Here is an 18704-nt window from a genome sequence, read left to right on the forward strand (position 1 = left end):
AAAGAACGCCTTTGCTCCAAGTACAATTCGTACTCATGACGCAAGGCGTTCTATTTTTCATATGACGGATTGCCCTATGATTTACTTATATATCGCCGCGTTGCATTTCCCCGCGAATGGACTGAACCCGCTTTTTTCCCCAATCATACATCATCTCGACAATCGGTAAAATCGTCATCCCCAGCTCGGTCATAAAGGCTCTTTTTATTATACCCCCGGAACGCTTTAATGAAGATGAATTGTTTAAACCGAAGGAAGCGCTGGAGCAAGCAGGCGTTACCGTTACGCTGGCTAGTACCAAAACAGGTGAAATTATCGGTGACTACAACGGTAAAGCGACCGCGAATCTGGTTTTCACAGACGCTGTCCCTACTGATTATGACGTGGTCGCTGTAATCGGCGGATCGGGCACGAATGATCATCTGTGGAACAACGCGGATCTCCAATCCCTGCTAAAACAAACGCATGAGCAAAAGATTCTGTTGTCCGGCATCTGTGCTGGCTCTGTAGCCGTGGCCCAAACCGGGCTGCTCTCCGGCAGAGCGGCTGCATGCTATCCGGTGGATGTGCAAAAGGATCAGCTCCAGACGTATCAAGTCGAATATGTGACTCAGCATGTGGTTGCCCATAGCGACATCATCACTGCTGATGGTCCAGACGGCGCACAGAAATTTGGCGAAGCCCTCGTTCAAGCCTTGCAATAGGTTTGAGCCGAGCCCCCACAGAACAGGTAATACGATCAAGCATTTTCAGGCCCTTTTTTTATTGGACTTGGAGATGCTTTCTTTCTAATACTATAACGTCTCATAGCTCCTGGAACGCCTTTGATTTCCAGCATTCCCTCATAAATCAGGGCTCGAAGCCGATATTCGAAAAATTCATCTCCCATCTGCTGATCCAGGTGTCCCATAGCTTCTCCGATCACTCTTGCCGATTTGATAAAATCAGGCTGTGCTTGCTGCTTGTGCAGCTTATCCACCTTACTCAAAATATAGGCATCATAATAGTTTTCTTCTACATTAACGATGCTTCCATCTTTCCATATACGTAGCACCTCAGGCTTCATCGCCAGCTCACACCATTCTTCCGCCATTCGTTCTCTTTCTCCTGGTGTTAAAGAAATACCCTTGTCCTCTCGACTTAGAATAGCTTGTAGTTTGTCGGCAGGTATCTCGCCTGATCTTAAGCCTGTAGCATCCGGACGTTTAAATACGCGGCTGCAAGCATCTGCCGCATTTTTAATCCGAATATCGTTAGACATATTCCTCAGCAGGTACATGCTCAAACGAAGCCCCACCTGCTCAGGGGCATTGCTCCCCGTCCAGATCGTAATGTCCGCCTGTGCTGGAATAGCAGCAAACTGCTCCAGCAACAGAAAATCATCCCTTTCAGCATCCTCATCATGCTCATCATAAATATGATCTCTAAACCATTCCCGCCGTTGCCTACGCCCCATTTCCTGCTGAAGCTGCCACAATGGGCCGATGGCATAGTTATCCCGAAAAGAAATAACCCGATGCGTATCTTCCCATCCCAGTTGTTTGAGTGCTATTTTCATACTCCCTGCAAAAGAATCGCCAATCACGATATGCACCTGCGTGCCACCCTCGTCAGGCTCCCACCATGAGCGTCTGTTTTGAGTCTCAAGCAAGTAATCATATAACTCTGACACTTGCTCATACAAATCATCTTTAGAAGCTTCGTTCCGTTTCACAGCTTCTGTCACTTGTATGATGTCTATCAGCCATAATCTTTGTTCGCCCGCAGTCATGCTGCGAATTGCCTCCACAAATCCTTTATTCTCCATGACTTTTTCTCCTTTTACACCTGTTTTTCGTGCCGCAGTGTCCAATGGAATTGTCGAATCGGAATAGTCGTGCTATGTTAGAGGAATCGACGTTGTAGCATAGGAGGCTTCTGCCGTGAATATGAAAGGCAAAATCCATTTACATCAAGTAACGTCCGAATCGTTACGACTGGGCGCCTTACTTTCTTTAGTAGGGGGGTTTCTGGACACATACACGTTTGTCGGAAGAGATGGCGTGTTCGCCAATGCACAGACAGGCAATATCGTACTGCTGGCTGTCAAAGCCATTCAGGGAAACTGGGGTCAGGCGTTAGCCCATATCCCGCCCCTGATCGCCTTTTCACTGGGTGTTTTTGTAGCCGAGGGGATTAAGAGAAAATCCATCCACCGCCTGACACCCGACTGGGCCCGTGCCATTCTACTGCTGGAAATTTTCATTTTTTTCATCGTGGGTCTGATTCCGCAGGGGGTTCCCAATACGGTGGTGACGGTGATCGTCTCGTTCGTCGCTTCTGTACAAATGACTTCCTTCCGCAAGCTCATTGATGCGCCGTACACCTCCACCGTCAGCACGGGGAACCTCAGATCTGCCACAGAGGCGGTGTATATCGCCATTACGACCAAGGACACGAATGCTGCCATTCGTGCCATGCGTTACGGTGTCATCCTGATCACCTTTCTGGTCGGGGCTTTTCTGGGAGGATTTTTGACGTTGGCTATTGGGGATAAAGCCATCTGGGGCGCTGTCGTGGCACTCATTTTTTCTTTTATTTTATTTACGGAAAAAGAACATAAGTGGAAGCTACCCCTGAGCCACTAATCCTGCATTAGCCCTGAATAAACTGCCGCTGGGCGGTTTCAAAAAAGTTCAAAAGGTCTTCACGGGACGAGAATGCTGCCTGAGCCGATTGGTTGCTGCCGCCACCCTTACCCTGAAACGCGCCCAGATGCTCTTTAAAGTATGCTCCGCAGGCAACATGCTGTGTGCCGTTATGCGTCAGAATGATTTTGTTTTCTGCTGTTGTGGCTAATAATACAAGTAAATCATGTTCAGATGTCAGCTTGGCAGCCATTTGCTGTACTTCCTGAAAGGTTTTTTGTTCAAAAATATGAGCCAGAACCTGCCCCTGAACAGCAGAAAGCAGCTCTGCTGCCTGATACGAGGTATTTTCTTCTTGCAGGATGTCCACTTGCGCCTTGAGCTGCTTGTGCTCCTGCTCCCACTTTTCAAAGCGGGTCAAAATATCCTTGCGCCCGGTATTAAACCTCGCAGACAGCACGTCCAGAATCTGAAGACTTTCGTTAAAATCCTGAAGCGCGCGAACGCCGCATTTAAAATGGATTCTCGCCAGCCCCTTTTGCTTCTCCCATTTCAGACATTTGATCATTCCAATTTCCCCGGTTCGGCCGACATGTGTACCGCCGCAAGCATTGTATTCAATACCTTCAATCTCGACAATGCGGATATTCTCCGTTACTTTTGGCATTTTCACAAGTGGGATGTCCTTCAATTGCTCATTCGTTACAAAATAACTTTGGATGCTGCGGTTACTATAGATTTGCCGATTCACTTCCTGCTCGATGGCGGATAACTGCGCAGGTGTCAGTTCAGAACAGTTTACATCAATTGTGGCGTACTCTTGTCCCAGATGAAAGCTTTCCGTCCGCGCTCCCAGCAGCTCCCGACAAATCGCCGACAGCAAATGCTGTCCACTATGCTGCTGCATATGATCAAATCTGCGCTCCCAATCCAACGTACAAGCTACCTTCTCAGCCTCTGGCAAACGTTCGACCTGATGCCAAATATCGCCCTCTTCCAGAAAAACATCCACCACCGGAACGCCCTGAATCGTTCCCGTATCACATGGCTGACCCCCTCCATGCGGATAAAAAGCCGTTTCCTCCAGCATAACAAAATATCCGCCGTCTCTTTCCATGCTGCGTGTAATATGAGTCTCCCACTCCGTAAGGGTCGGAGAAGAGTAGTATAGTTTTGTCGTCATTCAAGGTTCCTCACTTTGGATTTCAATTTTTAAAAAACGTCTCCATTTTTTGAATAAAGGCTTTTGCGGCTGGACTTACATATTTATCTACACGATAAAACATTTCCAAATGTCGGGTAGGTGCATGCTTGATCGGAATTGCGCGAATCCCCAGTGACCCGAAGCTTTCAATCAGTTGGCTCGGCTGAATCGTAGCTCCTATGCCTTCTTTCACCAGTTGAAACAGGGACGTGGCTGATCCTGTTTCCATCAAAGGATGGATCAAAATGCCTTGATCTTCACACCAACGATCCACCAGGTCACGCCCGACAAATCCTTTGGGAAACATCACTAAAGGAACTTTTGCCAAGTCTTCTGATACAATTATATCTTTGTCTGCTAAATCATGTTCTGTATTTACATACAAGCTGTGCGTTTCCGTATAAAAAGGGATGCGGTGCAAACGGTGATCCGAATGAATCCCCAAGCCTACTCCAATATCCACTTTATTATCGAGCACTTCATTGTAAATATCAATCGAGGGAATGACCTGAACCTTCGTATGAGGAAACTCCTTGTGAAAGCTGATCAGTATAGGAGTCAGTCGATAATCCAGGTCAGAGGGCAGAACCGCAACACGCAAATGACCGGTATGGAGATGGGTCAGATCAGATATGGCGTTTTTTGCATTTTCCAATTGCTGAATGACTTGTGAAGCGTAGTGCTCCAGAAGCTCGCCTGCTTCCGTCTTTACGGTTTTCTTGCCAATACGGTCGAACAAAGGGACTCCCACCTCATCCTCTAATACCCGTATTTGCTGACTCAGCGTAGGTTGCGAAATCCCCAGCTTGTAGGCAGCCTCGGAAAAATGCAGCTCTTTGCACAATCGGAGAAAATATTGCAATTGCCGAATTTCCATGGAATCTCGCCTCCGAATCATAGTATATAACTATTGTTTATATAGAATAAATAGTATTGATCTATTATAGAGCGAAATCTACAATGAGTTCAACGTTAAAGAAAAGAGGTGTTTCGTATGCGTTTGGTTTATCTCATCCTGATTATATTTTTTATCTCCTTAAATTTAAGACCCTCTATTACTTCCGTCGGGCCTTTACTGGATATCATTCAAGCTCATTTGGGATTAAGCGGGGTGACCGCCAGTTTAATCACGGCGCTGCCTATTTTTTGTATGGGCCTCTTCTCTCTGTCATCTATCTGGCTCCAGCATCGCTTAGGCGTTGAAAGATCTTTGCTTGCAGCCATGCTGTTGATCCTCATAGCCACGTTCCTGCGCATGTTCGTTCATCATACTTCCTTCCTGCTCGCCACCGCTATATTCTCTGGAATAGGTATCGGAATCGCAGGCCCCTTGGTTGCGGGGTTTATCAAAAAATATTTTCCCGAGAAACCAGGGTTAACCGGGCTTTATTCCGTTTCCATGGTAATCGGAGCAGCCGTTGCATCCAGCTTTTCTGTCCCACTTTTCCGGCAAATGGACTCTTGGCAGCACGCTCTAAGCTTCTGGAGCATTTTAGCGGTTCCCGCTGTGTTACTCCTTCTCCCCCTGCTCCAAAAAAGAGAAGCTTCAACAAAAAACCTGCGGTTTTCATCTTTCTCGATCAGGAATAAACGGGTATATTTATTTACTTTATTTTTTGGCTGTATGGCGGGTATTTTTTACGCTGTGACTGCTTGGTTGGCCTCCATCGCGCAAGCTGCGGGTGTAGACCATGCTCAAGCCGGTATGGTGCTTACCCTATTTACCTTGATTCAAATCCCGGTAAGCTTCTTCATCCCTCTTCTTGCCGGTAAATCAGGAAACAGAACAACATGGCTGCTTCTATGTGGCTTATCTGAATTGATCGGCATTGTCCTGCTGATGATACACTCTTCTCCTTGGGTAGCTGCTATTTTCCTGGGCATTGGAGCTGGTGGACTGTTTCCTTTAGCGCTACTTATTCCAATCGAAGAAGCAGCGCATACAGAAGAAGCTACCTCATGGTCTGCCCTGATGCAATTTGGAGGATATTTGCTAGGCTCTCTGGGACCTGCCTTGATCGGACTGAGCTTCGACCTGTTTCAAACGTTTGTGCCAACCTTGTTCATACTGGCTATGATCATATGTACGATGATTTTGGTAGGCTTAAAAATAGGGGACAAAGATAAACTTTCGCTTTCCGATAAGAATTTATAAACTCCGTAAACAAAGAACCTCATCAAAATTTAGCTTGTAATTTAAATATTATTATATTATGATTAGCCAGCTAACAAAATTTCGAATTGTAATAAATTCCAGTCGAAAGGAGAACCCTATGGATTTTGATTTACGGGATTTGCCCACTCGTGAAGCACTTCAAGAATTTTCTATGCGTATTCCTGAGATTGATATCAGAGCCACAGAAGCCATGCTTTTCTTTATGCGCGTATCCTCCAGTACTTTTAAAGTCAGTTTTGAGGGCTTTGAGAAATTCGGTATTTCACACGGGAAGTTTTCAGTATTGATTCTCTTGTACCGAAACACAAATACAGGACTGATGGCTACAGAGCTTGCAGAGAAAGTGGGAATAAGCAAACCTACCGTTACCGGACTCATTGACCGCCTAGAGCGCGATGGTTTTGTCATTAGACAAAGTCACCCTTCTGACCGCCGTATGAGTATCGTCAAACTGACTGACCAAGGGACAGAATTGATGGAGCGGCTACTGCCTGTACATTTTACAAGTACCTCCAGGCTGATGAGCCACCTATCCAACGATGAAAAAGAGTTATTGCTGACGTTGCTGCAAAAAATAGAACTCGGCATTCCCCAAGCACAAGAAATATATAAAAAAGCGAAACTGAATCCATTTCATAAATGATTAAGCCAACGAAATGTATACTACATATAGACAAACTAAACCATTTTGATCTATATGTACTCTTCATTAAAGCTACTGAGGGTATTATGAAATGGATTCAACCATAATAACTTTAAAATTTGAATTTTAGTTAGCCGGGTTACTTTTTAATTTTAAAATAAATAATATCTACATACCCTATTATTTATTCTATGTCAGGCACTTTGCATCATTCGATTCCAACGCTCGAAAGTACAATATATAGACGAACTAAACCGTTTCGATCTATATATTGCTGATTTGAAATCGCTCTTGGGATTGTTGCAAAATGCTCATTTCCATGCCAAGCCAATTGATTAACTTAAAGGAGCGTATTTACTCAATGAATCGCACACAAGTCACCAGTCTCATCATTCCTCTAATTTCTATTGCCTGTCTTATTGGCGGAGGTTTTCTCCTTCAAACCAACGGACAAGACCAAGTCAATGCTTCACGATCTGTTAAAGGTACAACCCTGAACTCGGACAGCATTCATGTATCCTTTGAACAAGTAGGCGGAAAAGTCCTCAGCATTCCAGTAAAAGAGGAGACTCCCGTAAAAAAAGGTACTATCCTTATGACGCTGGACGCCAAAGATGTTGATTTGCAAATTGAACAACTACGAACGCAAATTGCCCAGTTCAATACACAGATCAGCCAACAGCAAAAATCAATTGACTTAGGTTATGCACGAGCTGCAACTCAGGAAAAGCAGGCACAGCTCGATATTGCACAATCTCAAGTAACTCAAAGCAAGAGTCAGGCAGCATTACAGCGGGCAGAAGCCGCTGAGCGTCAAGCCACGGCAGCGGAAAAGCACGTCAATGATGGTGCTCGACATGAGGACATTCAGCAACAGCGAATTGCAGTAGCCTCCGCAACCAAAAGCGTTCAGACGGACCAAACCAACTATAATCGTAACAAAGCACTATATGATGCAGGAAGTGTATCCAAAGCTGCATTGGATGATGCCGATTCATCATTGACTTTAGCTAAAAATCAGTTGAGTCAGCAACAAGAGTCTCTGCAAAAGCTGCTCAATGGCGCAACCGCGGAAGAACGAATGCAAGCCAAAGAGCAAACGACACAAGCATCTGTTGCTGTAAAACAAGCAGCGGAAGAAATTCGTGGTGCCCAATTGTCCGTGGATCGTTCCAAAACACAACTGGAAACCATTCAGCAAAGTCGTCAACAGCTAGCAGATCAGAAGCTGGCCGTTGATCTGCTACAGCAACAAAAGGAAACCCAAGAAGTCCAGCTTAAAACGCTATTACTCAAAAAAGAACGTCTGGTGTTGAAAGCACCGCAGGATGGCAAGATCACTGCTATCAGTACCAAAGTGGGCGAAAATGTGGGACAAGGGTCTCCCGTTATTACTTTAGAAACCAACGAGTTATATTACGATCTCTACGTGAACGAAGATCAAGTGGGGAAATTTAAAGCCAATAAAGAAGTTAAAACCCACATCTCGGCTCTAAATAAGGATTTGCAAGGTACTGTACGCTATGTTACATCTGCACCACAATTCGCTAATGTAAAAATGTCTCGTGAAAAAGGTGAGGCGGATACCGCTACATTCCAAGTACGTGTATATGTACCAAAAGAGTCTACTTTGCTACCGGGTATGACAGTTGAGGTGAATACTGATGAAATCTCTTCGTGATGAATGGACGTACCTGGTTCATTCCAAGTATCCGATCATAGCTATCATTTTCCCGCTGATTGCAGTGCTGGGATATTCACTGCTACTCCCAAGCAGCCAAATTAACGAAGCTAGCGTAGTCGTGGTGGATCAGGATAACACAGCCTATAGCCGTGAGTTCATCCAGAAAATAGATGCCTCCCCTAATATGAACGTGGCTGAGGTTGTTTCATACACTGACAACCCTGAACAATATTTTTATCACGAGAAATATTTGGCTGTTATTTCTCTGCCGAAGGGTTTGGAGGCCAATCACAATCGCTCCCTTTCCAGTCGTGTGGGGCTGATTCTGGATAACACCAATGTCCAATCTATTACTTTGATCCGCACGGCCATGCAGGAAATTAGCGTATCCGAGAATATGGAACTGTCCGTTCCAGCTATCATGAAAACCGGAATGAACGCGGAACAGGCCCAGGGAGCCCTTAATGGTATTGCTCTGGAAGTACGTTCTCTCTTTAATCCAACCAATGATTATCAGAATACATCAGTGCTTGCATTTACCTGTATGTTCTCTTTTATGATGCTTAATATTAACAGCTTGCCTCTGATCGCCAGACTAAGGGTTTCCCGAAGGCTGGCTGCAGAACTTCAAAATCCGTTCAATATATTGCTGCGTATTCTTCCTTACACGCTGTTTTCGACGGCAGGTTTAATCTTCTCTCTCGGAGTACTTAAAATGTTTGGGGGCAGTCGTTTCGAGGCCAATCCGGTTCTCTTTATCATTCCGGTTGTTCTGTATGTATTCGGTACAGTTTGTCTCAATATTCTGGTAGCATGGGGGGCCGCACATCCGGGAGTAGCCATCGGCAGAATGGTTATTGTACTCATGCCTGCTTTTGTGCTCTCGGGAGCCGTTCTTTCAAGATCGTTATTTCCGTCTTTAGCGATCCAAATCGGTGATTTCTTTCCATTTGCATGGCTGTACAAATTCGTGCGCTCGATGGGACTGCGTGGTGCGCCTTTACAAGAAATGCTTCCCGAACTTGGATCACTGTTACTATATGTCGGTGTACTCTCCATGCTGGTTATAGCCAGAGCGCTGTGGGAAAAGCAAAAGCTGGCCAAAAATGCTACAGGCGATGCTCCTGGAATGGGGGCAGCTCATTCCGCTGGTCCAACTAGCACGCCTGGCGGCGGGATCTCTGTTCAAGGAGGAGCTACAGTGCCTATACACGAGCCAATAAAAGGGTAGCTATCCCCAGTTCATACTTAAATAAAAAGCACCTTTGAAATCACTATAAAAGTGGTTTTGAAGGTGCTTTGGGATAGCTCTTTCAAGTTTACTTATATGCTCGACCTAATTGATAGGCGTGCTCCAGCAGACCTTCAATGTATTCTTTCGATTCGGACAAGGTATCGTAGAAGAACTCAACTCTGGACTCTCTTACTCTCGCGTAAACAGCAATCACTTTGTTCAAATAATTAGTAACTATATCGTGGTATTCATACTTGATCAAATGTTCTTTCGTTCCTCCCGCCAAGCACAGCCACAAGACCTGTTTTGTCTTGAACTCCTCAAGTAAACCTATGTTCCACACTTTATCCAGGTACCCTTTTAGCATGGAAGGAACACTGTACCACCATAGAGGAAACACAAAGACCAGAGCATCCGCAGCAGCAATTCTGTCCATCTCTCTCCGTGTTTCAGGAGCATATTGTTTATGAGGCGTATTCCAATCCAGCTCATCTGCCGCGCTATATACCGGATTAAACCCATCCCGATACAAGTCCAAAATATCTACCTCGTGCTTATTCTCCTTCAATCCCTCTACAAAACGATTCATGGCTGCAAGGGTAAGTGAATCTTCTCTAGGATGCGTAACGACCAATAGAACTTTCATGTTATCCGTAACCTTCTTTCTCCTCGTGATTGGTGTACCCTGTCTACAGATGCTATTATGGTTGATATATATGAAAGTGTGAAGTACGCACTTCAATGTACCGTAGGTACTTTAAGGTTCCTTAGTGCTTTTTTTGCACTACAGATCCGAGGGGAGAAAAACAAATGAAAGATAACGCCAAAACATATATGCACGGTATTGAAGCGACCTTGGAGGTCATCGGCGGGAAATGGAAAGCCACCATCCTGTATCATTTAACCAACGGCAGAAAACGTACATATGAACTCCGTCAGCTCATTCCAAAAATCACCCAAAAAGTGCTTACCCAACAGCTTAGAGAGCTGGAAAAGGACGAGATCATCCACCGCATTATCTATAACCAGGTTCCACCCAAAGTAGAGTATGAGCTTAGTGAATACGGATGGGATTTTAAAGATCTGCTTGATCGTTTTTGCTTATGGGGGGAAGAACACTTAGACAGGGTTTATGGTGATAAAACAACGGTGCTGGAGGAATTTTCTGTGGAAGAGCCTTGTGTAGAAAAAAAGTAAAGCAGACTGAACAGCCTTTTCGCCATCGCTTCATCTGCTGTCCGCAAAAATACAAAACAGTCCTAATGAAGATTTTCTTCCATTGGACTGTTTGTGTTACTTGTATGGAGTCAAATATCTACAAGAATCGAAACTGCACTATACACTAATAACAAAGCCATTATTATATTAAACTGACTTCTATATTTTGATAAGAACTTTTGAAAAACGGAGCCAAACACACTCCAACAGAATGTACTCATAAAACCAACAAAAGCTAGAAATAACGAATACAATATCAAGCTGAAATTTGAATGGTGATATGGAAGGATGAAGGTTGATATAGCAGTGATACCATATAAAATTCCTTTCGGATTGATAAATTGTAAAAGCATACCTGTTAGAAAACTGTTATTCTTGCCCTCATCATTATCTTTACCACTATCTTTACTCATAATTATTTTTACAGCCAGATATAGCATATAGGCTGCACCCAGGATCGTCATCACAAATTGAATTTTGGGAATGAAATTTTCAAGTAAAAGATTAAAATAACTACTCAATAACATGATTACAAAGAAACCTGCACCTACTCCTGAACAAAATCGAATTGTCTTTTTAAGCCCGAATTTATTAGCAAAGAGCATAGCCATAATGTTATTGGGGCCTGGCGTAAAGCTGGTAACAAAAACATATAACAAAAACGATAATAAAGGCACTTTGGAACCCCCTCTTTAATGTATGCTATAATGTCCAAAAAGAACAATATAACGTTTTACGTTTTATTGTACAATACAGACGTTATATTGTACACGGGTATAGGAGGTATTTATGGAGACGATCAATCTGATCATTGCCAAAAACTTAAAAGCCTTTAGAGAGAATAAGAAATTAAGTCTTGAAAGGGTCGCAGAACTCACGGGAGTAAGTAAAACGATGATCGGTCAAATTGAAAGAGGCGAATCCAGTCCTACGATTACAACGATTTGGAAAATAGCGAATGGATTAAAAATTTCTTTTTCTTCATTAATAAACAATCCGCAGCCAGATACAAAAGTGATTTTAGGAAGTGAAATTCAAATATTAACGGAAGACAACGGAAAATATCGAGTCTATCCCCACTTCCCCTTCGAAGATAATAGACGCTTTGAAGTTTATTCAATCGAGATAGAACAAAAGGGCTTCCTAAGTGCTGATTCTCACGGAGAGGGAACGGAGGAGTTCTTGACTGTTTTTGATGGAGAATTAACTGTCCGTGTAAATGACATCGAATATACAGTAAGTAGTGGGGATTCCATCCGATTCAAAGCGGACAGACCCCATACCTATCATAATTCAGGTGAAACATTAACTCGGTTAAGTATGGTCATATACTATCCAATTTAAAAAGCTCCGTTCTATAAGAACCGGGCTTTGCCTCTCGGTTTTTGCAACTTCAGACCAGTGTTCCCGTATCGCTTTGGAACAAGTATAATGAACATACTGATATATATACCAAATACTATTAATGTAAAATAATGGTTTATTTTTTACTAAATCTGAAGGAGTGTAAAATGGGTATGATAATGCGTATTAAAAATCTTTTCGTTATCCCTAACTACCCGCTATTCATGACCTGTATGTTATTGCAAGGTATGGCCATATCGATCAGCGCACCTTTTTTAGCTGTATATTTTACAACTACACTTGGCGTATCTGTTGGAACCTTTGGTGTTTTTACAGCTGTGACCTTGATTTGTGGTATATGGATAAGCTCTCTGATTGCCAAGCGTTCTGATACTGGATTGGATCGTAAACAAATTTTGGTTATTTGTATGTTATTTAATGCCGTAGCATTTGCAGGATATCTTGTCATTCAAAATTTTTATGTACTTTTTGTATATATGACTATCTTCACAGCAGTGGGAGCACCTGGAATGCCGCAGTTATTTGCTAGTGCACGTGAAGCGGTAGATCGCAGTAAATCAGCTGATCATGCCTTTGCCAATTCAACACTTCGTTCTATGTTTTCTCTTGGGTTTATCACTGGGCCTCTATTGGGCTCCTTCTTGATTGCACATACGGGTTTTCAAGGTATCTTTATGGGTACGACCTCCATTTTTGTACTTATCGCAGTTATACTATTCTGTTTTATTAAGCAGCCCCCTGCTCAACTCAAAAGTAAGGCTCAACTTTCACTTCATAACATTACATTGCATAAAAATATTGAGATTCTAATACCGTTCTCAGTTCTCACTTTGCTCTATGTGGCACACTGGATGAACAGTTTAAATATTTCCTTGTTTATCATTCACAACTTAAAAGGGGACACGAATGACGTTGCTTTAGTATCCAGCATTTGTGCAATATTGGAAATACCTTTAATGATCATGTTAGGTGTATTTGCCGCTAAATATTCCAACCGCCTGCTTGTATTTCTGGGTTCTTTAACAGGGGTTGCCTATTACCTTCTCGTCATTATGTCTACAGAAATGTGGCAGTTATTAGTGGGGCAGCTTCTTCTGGCCTTCTTTGTTGCAGTGATATCGGCCATTGGCATCAGTTACATGCAGGATTTGTTGCCTTCTCTTCCTGGTTATGCATCGACGCTGTATTCCAATGCGACAACCATCGGAAGACTGGTAGGCAGCTTAGCGGGTGGATTAACCGCTCAATGGATTGGCTATCGGAACTCCTATTGGGTATGTTTGTTCCTGATCCTCTGCTCCATCTGCCTTCTAGCGATATCAAAAAAATTAGATATTGCAAAAACGGTTGCTTTAAAACAAAAGGAACACAGTCTATAGAACCGTTTCATTGAAAAGTAGTAGACTGGACCTCATTAAAAGAAGCAGCGGCAACCTTGGACGAAAAAATAAAGCCCAAACTGCCGCTGTTTTATGGAGCGATCTGTGCCCCACTAGCTTAATGGATGATTCGCTATAGTCTCCCCTGAATAAAAATGATTTCTTTACTGTCATATTATTTTTCTATTGTGGAGAAATGGCTCATAATTGTATCTGCCGCATGTCTATACCTGCCAGCCTGACGTAATGATTCGCCAATCACATGGGCCTGCTGTTTATAGGTTGAATGATTCAAAACCTCTAATAAGGCAGCTTTTAAACTCGCGGGTGAAAGCTCATTTTTATTCACAGCAATACCCGCTCCCAGCTCTTGCACCCGATTGGCCACGATAGGCTGGTCTGATGTCATGGGAACCATAACCAGAGGTACATTGTAATACAAGGCTTCGCTTGTGCTGTTCATCCCCGCATGTGTAATAAATGCGTCTACATGCTGCAGCATTTCCAGTTGTGGAATATAGGGCTTGACAATAAAATTGTCAGGGATACAATCGGCCAATAGCTCCATATCTGTATATTTGCCTGATGAAAGTACAAACTGCACAGGTAAATCGTGAAATGCTGCAAAGCAAAGCTTATAAAACTCCAGGTCTTTATTCAAAATGGTTCCCATTGAGATGTAAACCGTCTGTGGATGCAGAGCACGAAGTTGTTCGAACGGGAAAGAGGGCGCATCTTTACGTGGTACAATAGAAGGACCTGTAAAAATATAACTGTTATCCAACTTTTCAGCTTGCGGTTGAAAATAACGGCTTGTATAAACAATTTTCAAGCGCCCGGCATGTGGAGCGATCTCATCCATAGCCGGGATGGCAACCTGAAGCTCATTAGCTAATTGATGCGTTACTTTCATCGTGGCCGTATACAGCTTTTTTACCTCTGGATCATTTTCATCCATGCCTTGGCCAGACCCCAAAGGTTCTACGAAAGCAAAAGAAGCAATAGAGCATATTGCAGGTATTCCCAGCTTCTCTGCTATAATCTTACCTCCCCAGCCCATCAAAGAGTCATAGATTAAATAATCATAGGTCCTGTTCTCTATAACTCTCAAAACCTCTGGAATAATTGGCTGAATCATACCTTTAACCATCATGTACACAAATTGATAATGATGTTTGTACTCCGCTGGCTTTAAATCAGCGTCTTTGGAAAAAGCATCATCAACAAAAGGATAGGTTATCAGTTTTGCTCCCGTTGGCTGAATTCTCGTACGAAATTCCTCCGTACATACATAATCCACTTCCTCACCACTGTCGACCAGCTGCTTAACTAATCCTAATGACGGATTAACATGGCCTTCAGCAGGCGTGATCACTACCAACACACGTGCCATCCCTACACCTCCGACATAATAAATTTATTAGAAATAAATGGGTGTATTTTCATGATGAACTACAAACAACATACAAGATGTAGTTTTTTTCTATTAAAAAATACATCTCACACTTAATATATCGAATATTTTCCATAAAAACAAATGTATTCAATTTTAAAGTTATGTATTTTCCGAATTCAAAATTGCTTGCAAACCACATCAATAGGCGAGGTAAACGCTTGAAGCGCATACCCCGCTTTTCTATTGAACTTCACCTTTGAAGAAGCTGATTTATTTATTCAACTGTGGATTCCAATGATCTGCCCCGCCCAGAACGGCTTTAACAGTGTACTGACTGGCTTCGTCAGCAGTAAGCTGCTTGGCCCAAGGTACACGTCCGGCACTCGCTGCACCTGGTCCATCATTATCAAACTCTACGAATCTTGCGGTCTGCTCATTGGATACCTTTCCCCAATTGTTCCAGCCGCCCGGCTTGATATGGTTATCCATGTAAGATTTTAGATAAGCAACATGGGCGTAAGGGCGCCATGGCCGTCCAAGATCTACCTTGCCTGTCAACCCATTTTCGGCTGTCAGACGACATTGAATAAATACCAAGCCCGGCATATTCTCTTCAGTTGAAGCTGCTGTTACATATCCGGCACGCAAGCTGTGTATCACCGAATTTTCAAATACGGCAGGTGAATTACCAAAAATAAAATCAACGCTGCCGCTGATATAGCTGTCCTTAAAATACTGTCTGCCACGATTCACAAGCAATGTATCCTGTAGTCCTGTAATTTTGACATTGCGATACTGTCCACGATCACCTTCCGCATATAACGCCACGGCCTGCACCTGCCCGGTCCCTTCTGTATTCGCAACCGTCACATTCTCCAGTATAAAATCTGGACTTTGCACACGCATTGTATAGCTGTTGCTTGTTCCTAATTCTTTTCCGTCCACCACAGTTTTGGCCGTATCGTTAAAGGAGATAATCGTTTTCTCCCTATCCTCTCCAATAATGCTCAGATTTTTTTTGGAGGAATTCACTTTTATTTTTTCACGATAGGTACCATTTTTGAGGCGAATAACTGTCCTGGTGTTGCTGTTGTCAGGGACTGCATCAATAGCTGCCTGTAGAGATGTAAAGCTGGCAGGGCCATAGGTCGCTACAACAACGCTATTCACCTCCCGGGCAGCAGCATATGGTTCTGTTTTAGCGGGAGCTGCTGCTGTTTCTGCCAGCTTGCGGATCGTAACATTGCTGAATTCCGACGTATTGTAATTCCATACATCGTTTTGTTGTTTGGATGCATCGGTAGCTAGCCCGAACAATAGCGGTTGATTATCCGGCAAATCCATAACCGTTTCACCAACTTTCTCCCAGTTCGTCACACCATCTACGGATATCCATCCGGTTAGCTTTTGCCCTTGTCGCACAAGACGGACCGAATATGGCGTTGTAATAAATGTCTTCATGGACGCTTGATTTGTGTTACCATCCGTTTGATTACGACTGATGAGAATACCCTGTTTACCATATTTAACAAATGCTAAAGCCATATAAGCCATTTTCGATCCAGGCTTCAGGGATTCACGAATCATGACCCCCGCTTCGGCATGATCATCCACCGGGGTAATCTTCTCCACGCGGGCTGTAATCTCGGTGTCTCCCTCCCATTTCTGATAAGCATAATGGAAAAAATCAGCCTTGCCGTCAACGTCTCCCGCCGCTTTCAGTCGTATACTGCTGCCGCTCTCGTCATCCTTTAATACTTGAGTATGCCCTTTGATATAACCGCTGAGGCCCTCAGAGCCAATGTCTTCACTCAGCCAGCTTCCCGACGGTGCAGTCGTGTTGACATGAATGGCAACAGGATTGGAAAATGTAGCAGTCCACTTGCGGTCGGTCACCCGTGAAACAATATAATGGGTACCGTCCGTTACCTGGTTCCAATCCAGACGATACGGCGCGGTTTCTACCTTACCAGCAAGTTCACCGTCAATGATAAATTCAACATGCGCAATACCATCTTTGTCCTTGGCCGTAGCTATTAATCTGGCATTACGGCCTGCCTCCAAAATATCGTTATGCTTCAATGAACGGCCGCTTTCGTCAGACACCTGAACGACGGCCTCCGGATTATCTACCTCATTTCCATCGGACAGCTTCACGATCAGATCATTTAAATAGACCTCCAGATTCGTGTAGCCCTTGGCAAAATGAGCATACACCCCTGAGCCGGCAAGCGTCTGACCGTTACGGTCGTCCGCATTATAGGGGTCCAGCCCGTTGGCACTTTCCCATTCATCGGGCATTCCATCGTGATCGCTGTCGACAAGCTTCGTCGTGATTACGTTATGATCATCGTAAATCCATCCTGCCTCACGCGAGGAGTTGATAAACGCACCCGTTCCATTCTTCACGTCATTCATAATACGGGCGTCCACTGCATCTCTTCTTGGCAGCGTGGCTCCCGAGCCTGCAAGCACCTCTGCATATGCTGTCTGTGCATCTGTCGCTTGGTAGGGACCATACGCATCGGGGGAAATTCCATTGTCGTACTCCCCTCTTACTTCAATCGGCTCCGCCAGCCGGGTGGAAGGGTCAATAATCGACCCAATGGATGTTCCAAGCTGCCAGTTATCTTGGGTAACCGATTCGTTGCCGTACATGTAGTTACCGCCAATGAACATGCGTGTTTTATATTTTTTACTACCCACGTCTACAAAGATTTGACTGCGAACATCCCGATAGGTGTTGGGACCATACTTATAATAGTTATTCAGCACATTATACGATCCTTCACCACCGCCGTATGAAGAGAAAAATCCCCAGTTATAAATTACATTATTGGTCATTTCCACTGCGTCAATTTCTCTTTTATCCGTTGGAAAACGCGGATTACGGCTTGCATTGTGAGCCAACAAATTATGATGATAGGTGGCGTTGCGTCCGCCCCAAATGCCGCCGTAGCCATGGCGCCCCTTTTGATGTGTAGTCATAAGCATACTCTCGGAGGCAATGGACCACTGTACGGTCGTATTTACGTTGTCATACAGGCTCAGCACCTCATCCACCGACCAGCTAAAGGAACAGTGATCAATCATAATGTTTTTATGGTATCTGGCTCCTAACGCGTCATCCTCACTGGGGTACCGGTCAGTCAATCGGAAACGCAGGTAACGAAGAATCACATTATCCGCATCAATCCCGGTCGTGTAATCGCTTACAGTAATTCCGTCGCCAGGGGCTGTCTGACCAGCAATCGTCAGGTTACTCCCCTTGATTTTGAGCGACTCCTTGAGATGAATAGTTCCACCAACCCGAAAAACGACCGTCCGGTTACCGGAACTGACCGCTGCACGAAGCGAACCAGGTATGGTCTGTTCATCTTTGCCGTAGTCCGCCAGCGTGGTAACCTCGTATACTTCCCCTCCACGCCCGCCAGTAACATATTTACCGCCACCCTCAGCACCCGGGAACGCCGGAATATCCGTCGCGACTTTTGCCACCTTTGCCATCTCTGTCCCAACCACCGCCTGACTCCCCACACCAGCTTCCGCTTGGATCAGTGGCGGACATAAGGTCAACAGCAATGAACCCACAACCACATTACATAACACCTTTTTCCATGTACGCTGCTTGTTCAAATCTATTTCCTCCCCTCAAATTTTCTTTCAAACCAGCCAGCAGTGTTTTTCACCTCCTTTCCTTGGCGAACAGACGAATTCTCCAACTTTCTTGTTGTAATAAACTGTTCACATTTCTACTCGCAACTGCTTGGTTCATCCA

General features: G+C 44.1%; 16 protein-coding genes and 1 pseudogene. 9 read left to right on the top strand and 8 right to left on the bottom strand.

Annotation, left to right across the window (positions count from 1 at the left end):
- Positions 1-85: 85 nt before the first annotated feature.
- A pseudogene (locus tag QD47_RS30440) lies at positions 86-196 on the bottom strand (winged helix-turn-helix transcriptional regulator); the annotation flags it as partial.
- Here QD47_RS30440 and QD47_RS02120 point away from each other — a divergent pair.
- Positions 192-704, top strand: coding sequence for a DJ-1/PfpI family protein (locus tag QD47_RS02120; RefSeq protein ID WP_044644570.1), 513 nt, complete (start codon positions 192-194; stop codon positions 702-704). The pseudogene QD47_RS30440 and the gene QD47_RS02120 overlap by 5 nt on opposite strands.
- Positions 705-739: 35 nt before the next feature.
- Here the strand turns inward: QD47_RS02120 and QD47_RS02125 are convergent, their stop codons facing one another.
- Positions 740-1807: a DUF1835 domain-containing protein gene (locus QD47_RS02125; RefSeq protein WP_052646708.1), complete on the bottom strand. Its 1068-nt coding sequence runs from the start codon at positions 1805-1807 to the stop codon at positions 740-742.
- A 115-nt stretch (positions 1808-1922) separates the two neighbouring features.
- Here QD47_RS02125 and QD47_RS02130 point away from each other — a divergent pair, with 115 nt between their 5' ends.
- Positions 1923-2627 carry a YoaK family protein gene (locus QD47_RS02130; RefSeq protein WP_044644571.1) on the top strand — a complete coding sequence of 235 codons (705 nt, stop codon included), beginning with the start codon at positions 1923-1925 and terminating at the stop codon, positions 2625-2627.
- 7 nt (positions 2628-2634) lie between these two features.
- On the opposite strand, the gene QD47_RS02135 is transcribed toward QD47_RS02130, so the two are convergent.
- Positions 2635-3810, bottom strand: coding sequence for an alanyl-tRNA editing protein (locus tag QD47_RS02135; protein WP_044644572.1), 1176 nt, complete (start codon positions 3808-3810; stop codon positions 2635-2637).
- 22 nt (positions 3811-3832) lie between these two features.
- Entirely contained in the window at positions 3833-4708 is an 876-nt protein-coding gene (locus QD47_RS02140; protein WP_044644573.1) for a LysR substrate-binding domain-containing protein, read from the bottom strand.
- A gap of 117 nt (positions 4709-4825) precedes the next feature.
- Between QD47_RS02140 and QD47_RS02145 the strand changes: the two genes are divergently transcribed.
- From QD47_RS02145 to QD47_RS02160, 4 genes are all read left to right on the top strand, one after another.
- On the top strand, positions 4826-5986 hold the full coding sequence (locus QD47_RS02145; protein ID WP_044644574.1) for an MFS transporter: 1161 nt from the start codon (positions 4826-4828) through the stop codon (positions 5984-5986).
- A 118-nt stretch (positions 5987-6104) separates the two neighbouring features.
- Positions 6105-6650 carry a MarR family winged helix-turn-helix transcriptional regulator gene (locus QD47_RS02150; protein WP_044644575.1) on the top strand — a complete coding sequence of 182 codons (546 nt, stop codon included), beginning with the start codon at positions 6105-6107 and terminating at the stop codon, positions 6648-6650.
- A gap of 361 nt (positions 6651-7011) precedes the next feature.
- A complete protein-coding gene (locus QD47_RS02155; RefSeq protein WP_044644576.1) occupies positions 7012-8331 on the top strand; it encodes an HlyD family secretion protein in 1320 nt (439 codons plus the stop codon).
- Positions 8315-9565: an ABC transporter permease gene (locus QD47_RS02160; protein WP_044644577.1), complete on the top strand. Its 1251-nt coding sequence runs from the start codon at positions 8315-8317 to the stop codon at positions 9563-9565. Before QD47_RS02155 ends, QD47_RS02160 begins: the two co-directional genes overlap by 17 nt.
- Before the next feature lie 88 nt (positions 9566-9653).
- Here QD47_RS02160 and QD47_RS02165 read toward each other — a convergent pair whose 3' ends face one another.
- Positions 9654-10214, bottom strand: a complete 561-nt coding sequence (locus QD47_RS02165) for an NAD(P)H oxidoreductase (protein WP_044644578.1) — start codon at positions 10212-10214, stop codon at positions 9654-9656.
- A 164-nt stretch (positions 10215-10378) separates the two neighbouring features.
- Here QD47_RS02165 and QD47_RS02170 point away from each other — a divergent pair, with 164 nt between their 5' ends.
- Positions 10379-10765 carry a winged helix-turn-helix transcriptional regulator gene (locus tag QD47_RS02170; protein WP_044644579.1) on the top strand — a complete coding sequence of 129 codons (387 nt, stop codon included), beginning with the start codon at positions 10379-10381 and terminating at the stop codon, positions 10763-10765.
- Between the two features lie 110 nt (positions 10766-10875).
- Here the strand turns inward: QD47_RS02170 and QD47_RS02175 are convergent, their stop codons facing one another.
- A complete protein-coding gene (locus QD47_RS02175; RefSeq protein ID WP_044644580.1) occupies positions 10876-11463 on the bottom strand; it encodes a LysE family transporter in 588 nt (195 codons plus the stop codon).
- A 112-nt stretch (positions 11464-11575) separates the two neighbouring features.
- On the opposite strand from QD47_RS02175, the gene QD47_RS02180 reads away from it, so the two are divergent.
- Together QD47_RS02180 and QD47_RS02185 are read left to right on the top strand one after the other, a co-directional pair.
- Positions 11576-12130, top strand: coding sequence for a helix-turn-helix domain-containing protein (locus QD47_RS02180; RefSeq protein ID WP_044644581.1), 555 nt, complete (start codon positions 11576-11578; stop codon positions 12128-12130).
- Positions 12131-12303: 173 nt separating this feature from the next.
- Positions 12304-13530, top strand: coding sequence for a sugar efflux transporter (locus tag QD47_RS02185; protein WP_044644614.1), 1227 nt, complete (start codon positions 12304-12306; stop codon positions 13528-13530).
- Between the two features lie 175 nt (positions 13531-13705).
- Here QD47_RS02185 and QD47_RS02190 read toward each other — a convergent pair whose 3' ends face one another.
- Together QD47_RS02190 and QD47_RS02195 are read right to left on the bottom strand one after the other, a co-directional pair.
- Entirely contained in the window at positions 13706-14923 is a 1218-nt protein-coding gene (locus QD47_RS02190) for a macrolide family glycosyltransferase (protein WP_044644582.1), read from the bottom strand.
- Between the two features lie 273 nt (positions 14924-15196).
- A complete protein-coding gene (locus QD47_RS02195) occupies positions 15197-18562 on the bottom strand; it encodes a pectinesterase family protein (protein ID WP_044644583.1) in 3366 nt (1121 codons plus the stop codon).
- Positions 18563-18704: the final 142 nt, after the last annotated feature.

The organism is Paenibacillus terrae, assembly GCF_000943545.1.
Classification (GTDB): Bacteria; Bacillota; Bacilli; order Paenibacillales; family Paenibacillaceae; genus Paenibacillus; species Paenibacillus terrae_A.

Bases quoted from the DNA above. Each gene is read 5' to 3' on its own strand.
- QD47_RS02125 (WP_052646708.1), bottom strand. From the start codon at position 1,807: ATGGAGAATAAAGGATTTGTGGAGGCAATTCGCAGCATGACTGCGGGC.
- QD47_RS02135 (WP_044644572.1), bottom strand. From the start codon at position 3,810: ATGACGACAAAACTATACTACTCTTCTCCGACCCTTACGGAGTGGGAG.
- QD47_RS02140 (WP_044644573.1), bottom strand. From the start codon at position 4,708: ATGGAAATTCGGCAATTGCAATATTTTCTCCGATTGTGCAAAGAGCTG.
- QD47_RS02145 (WP_044644574.1), top strand. From the start codon at position 4,826: ATGCGTTTGGTTTATCTCATCCTGATTATATTTTTTATCTCCTTAAAT.
- QD47_RS02150 (WP_044644575.1), top strand. From the start codon at position 6,105: ATGGATTTTGATTTACGGGATTTGCCCACTCGTGAAGCACTTCAAGAA.
- QD47_RS02155 (WP_044644576.1), top strand. From the start codon at position 7,012: ATGAATCGCACACAAGTCACCAGTCTCATCATTCCTCTAATTTCTATT.
- QD47_RS02160 (WP_044644577.1), top strand. From the start codon at position 8,315: ATGAAATCTCTTCGTGATGAATGGACGTACCTGGTTCATTCCAAGTAT.
- QD47_RS02165 (WP_044644578.1), bottom strand. From the start codon at position 10,214: ATGAAAGTTCTATTGGTCGTTACGCATCCTAGAGAAGATTCACTTACC.
- QD47_RS02170 (WP_044644579.1), top strand. From the start codon at position 10,379: ATGAAAGATAACGCCAAAACATATATGCACGGTATTGAAGCGACCTTG.
- QD47_RS02180 (WP_044644581.1), top strand. From the start codon at position 11,576: ATGGAGACGATCAATCTGATCATTGCCAAAAACTTAAAAGCCTTTAGA.
- QD47_RS02185 (WP_044644614.1), top strand. From the start codon at position 12,304: ATGATAATGCGTATTAAAAATCTTTTCGTTATCCCTAACTACCCGCTA.
- QD47_RS02190 (WP_044644582.1), bottom strand. From the start codon at position 14,923: ATGGCACGTGTGTTGGTAGTGATCACGCCTGCTGAAGGCCATGTTAAT.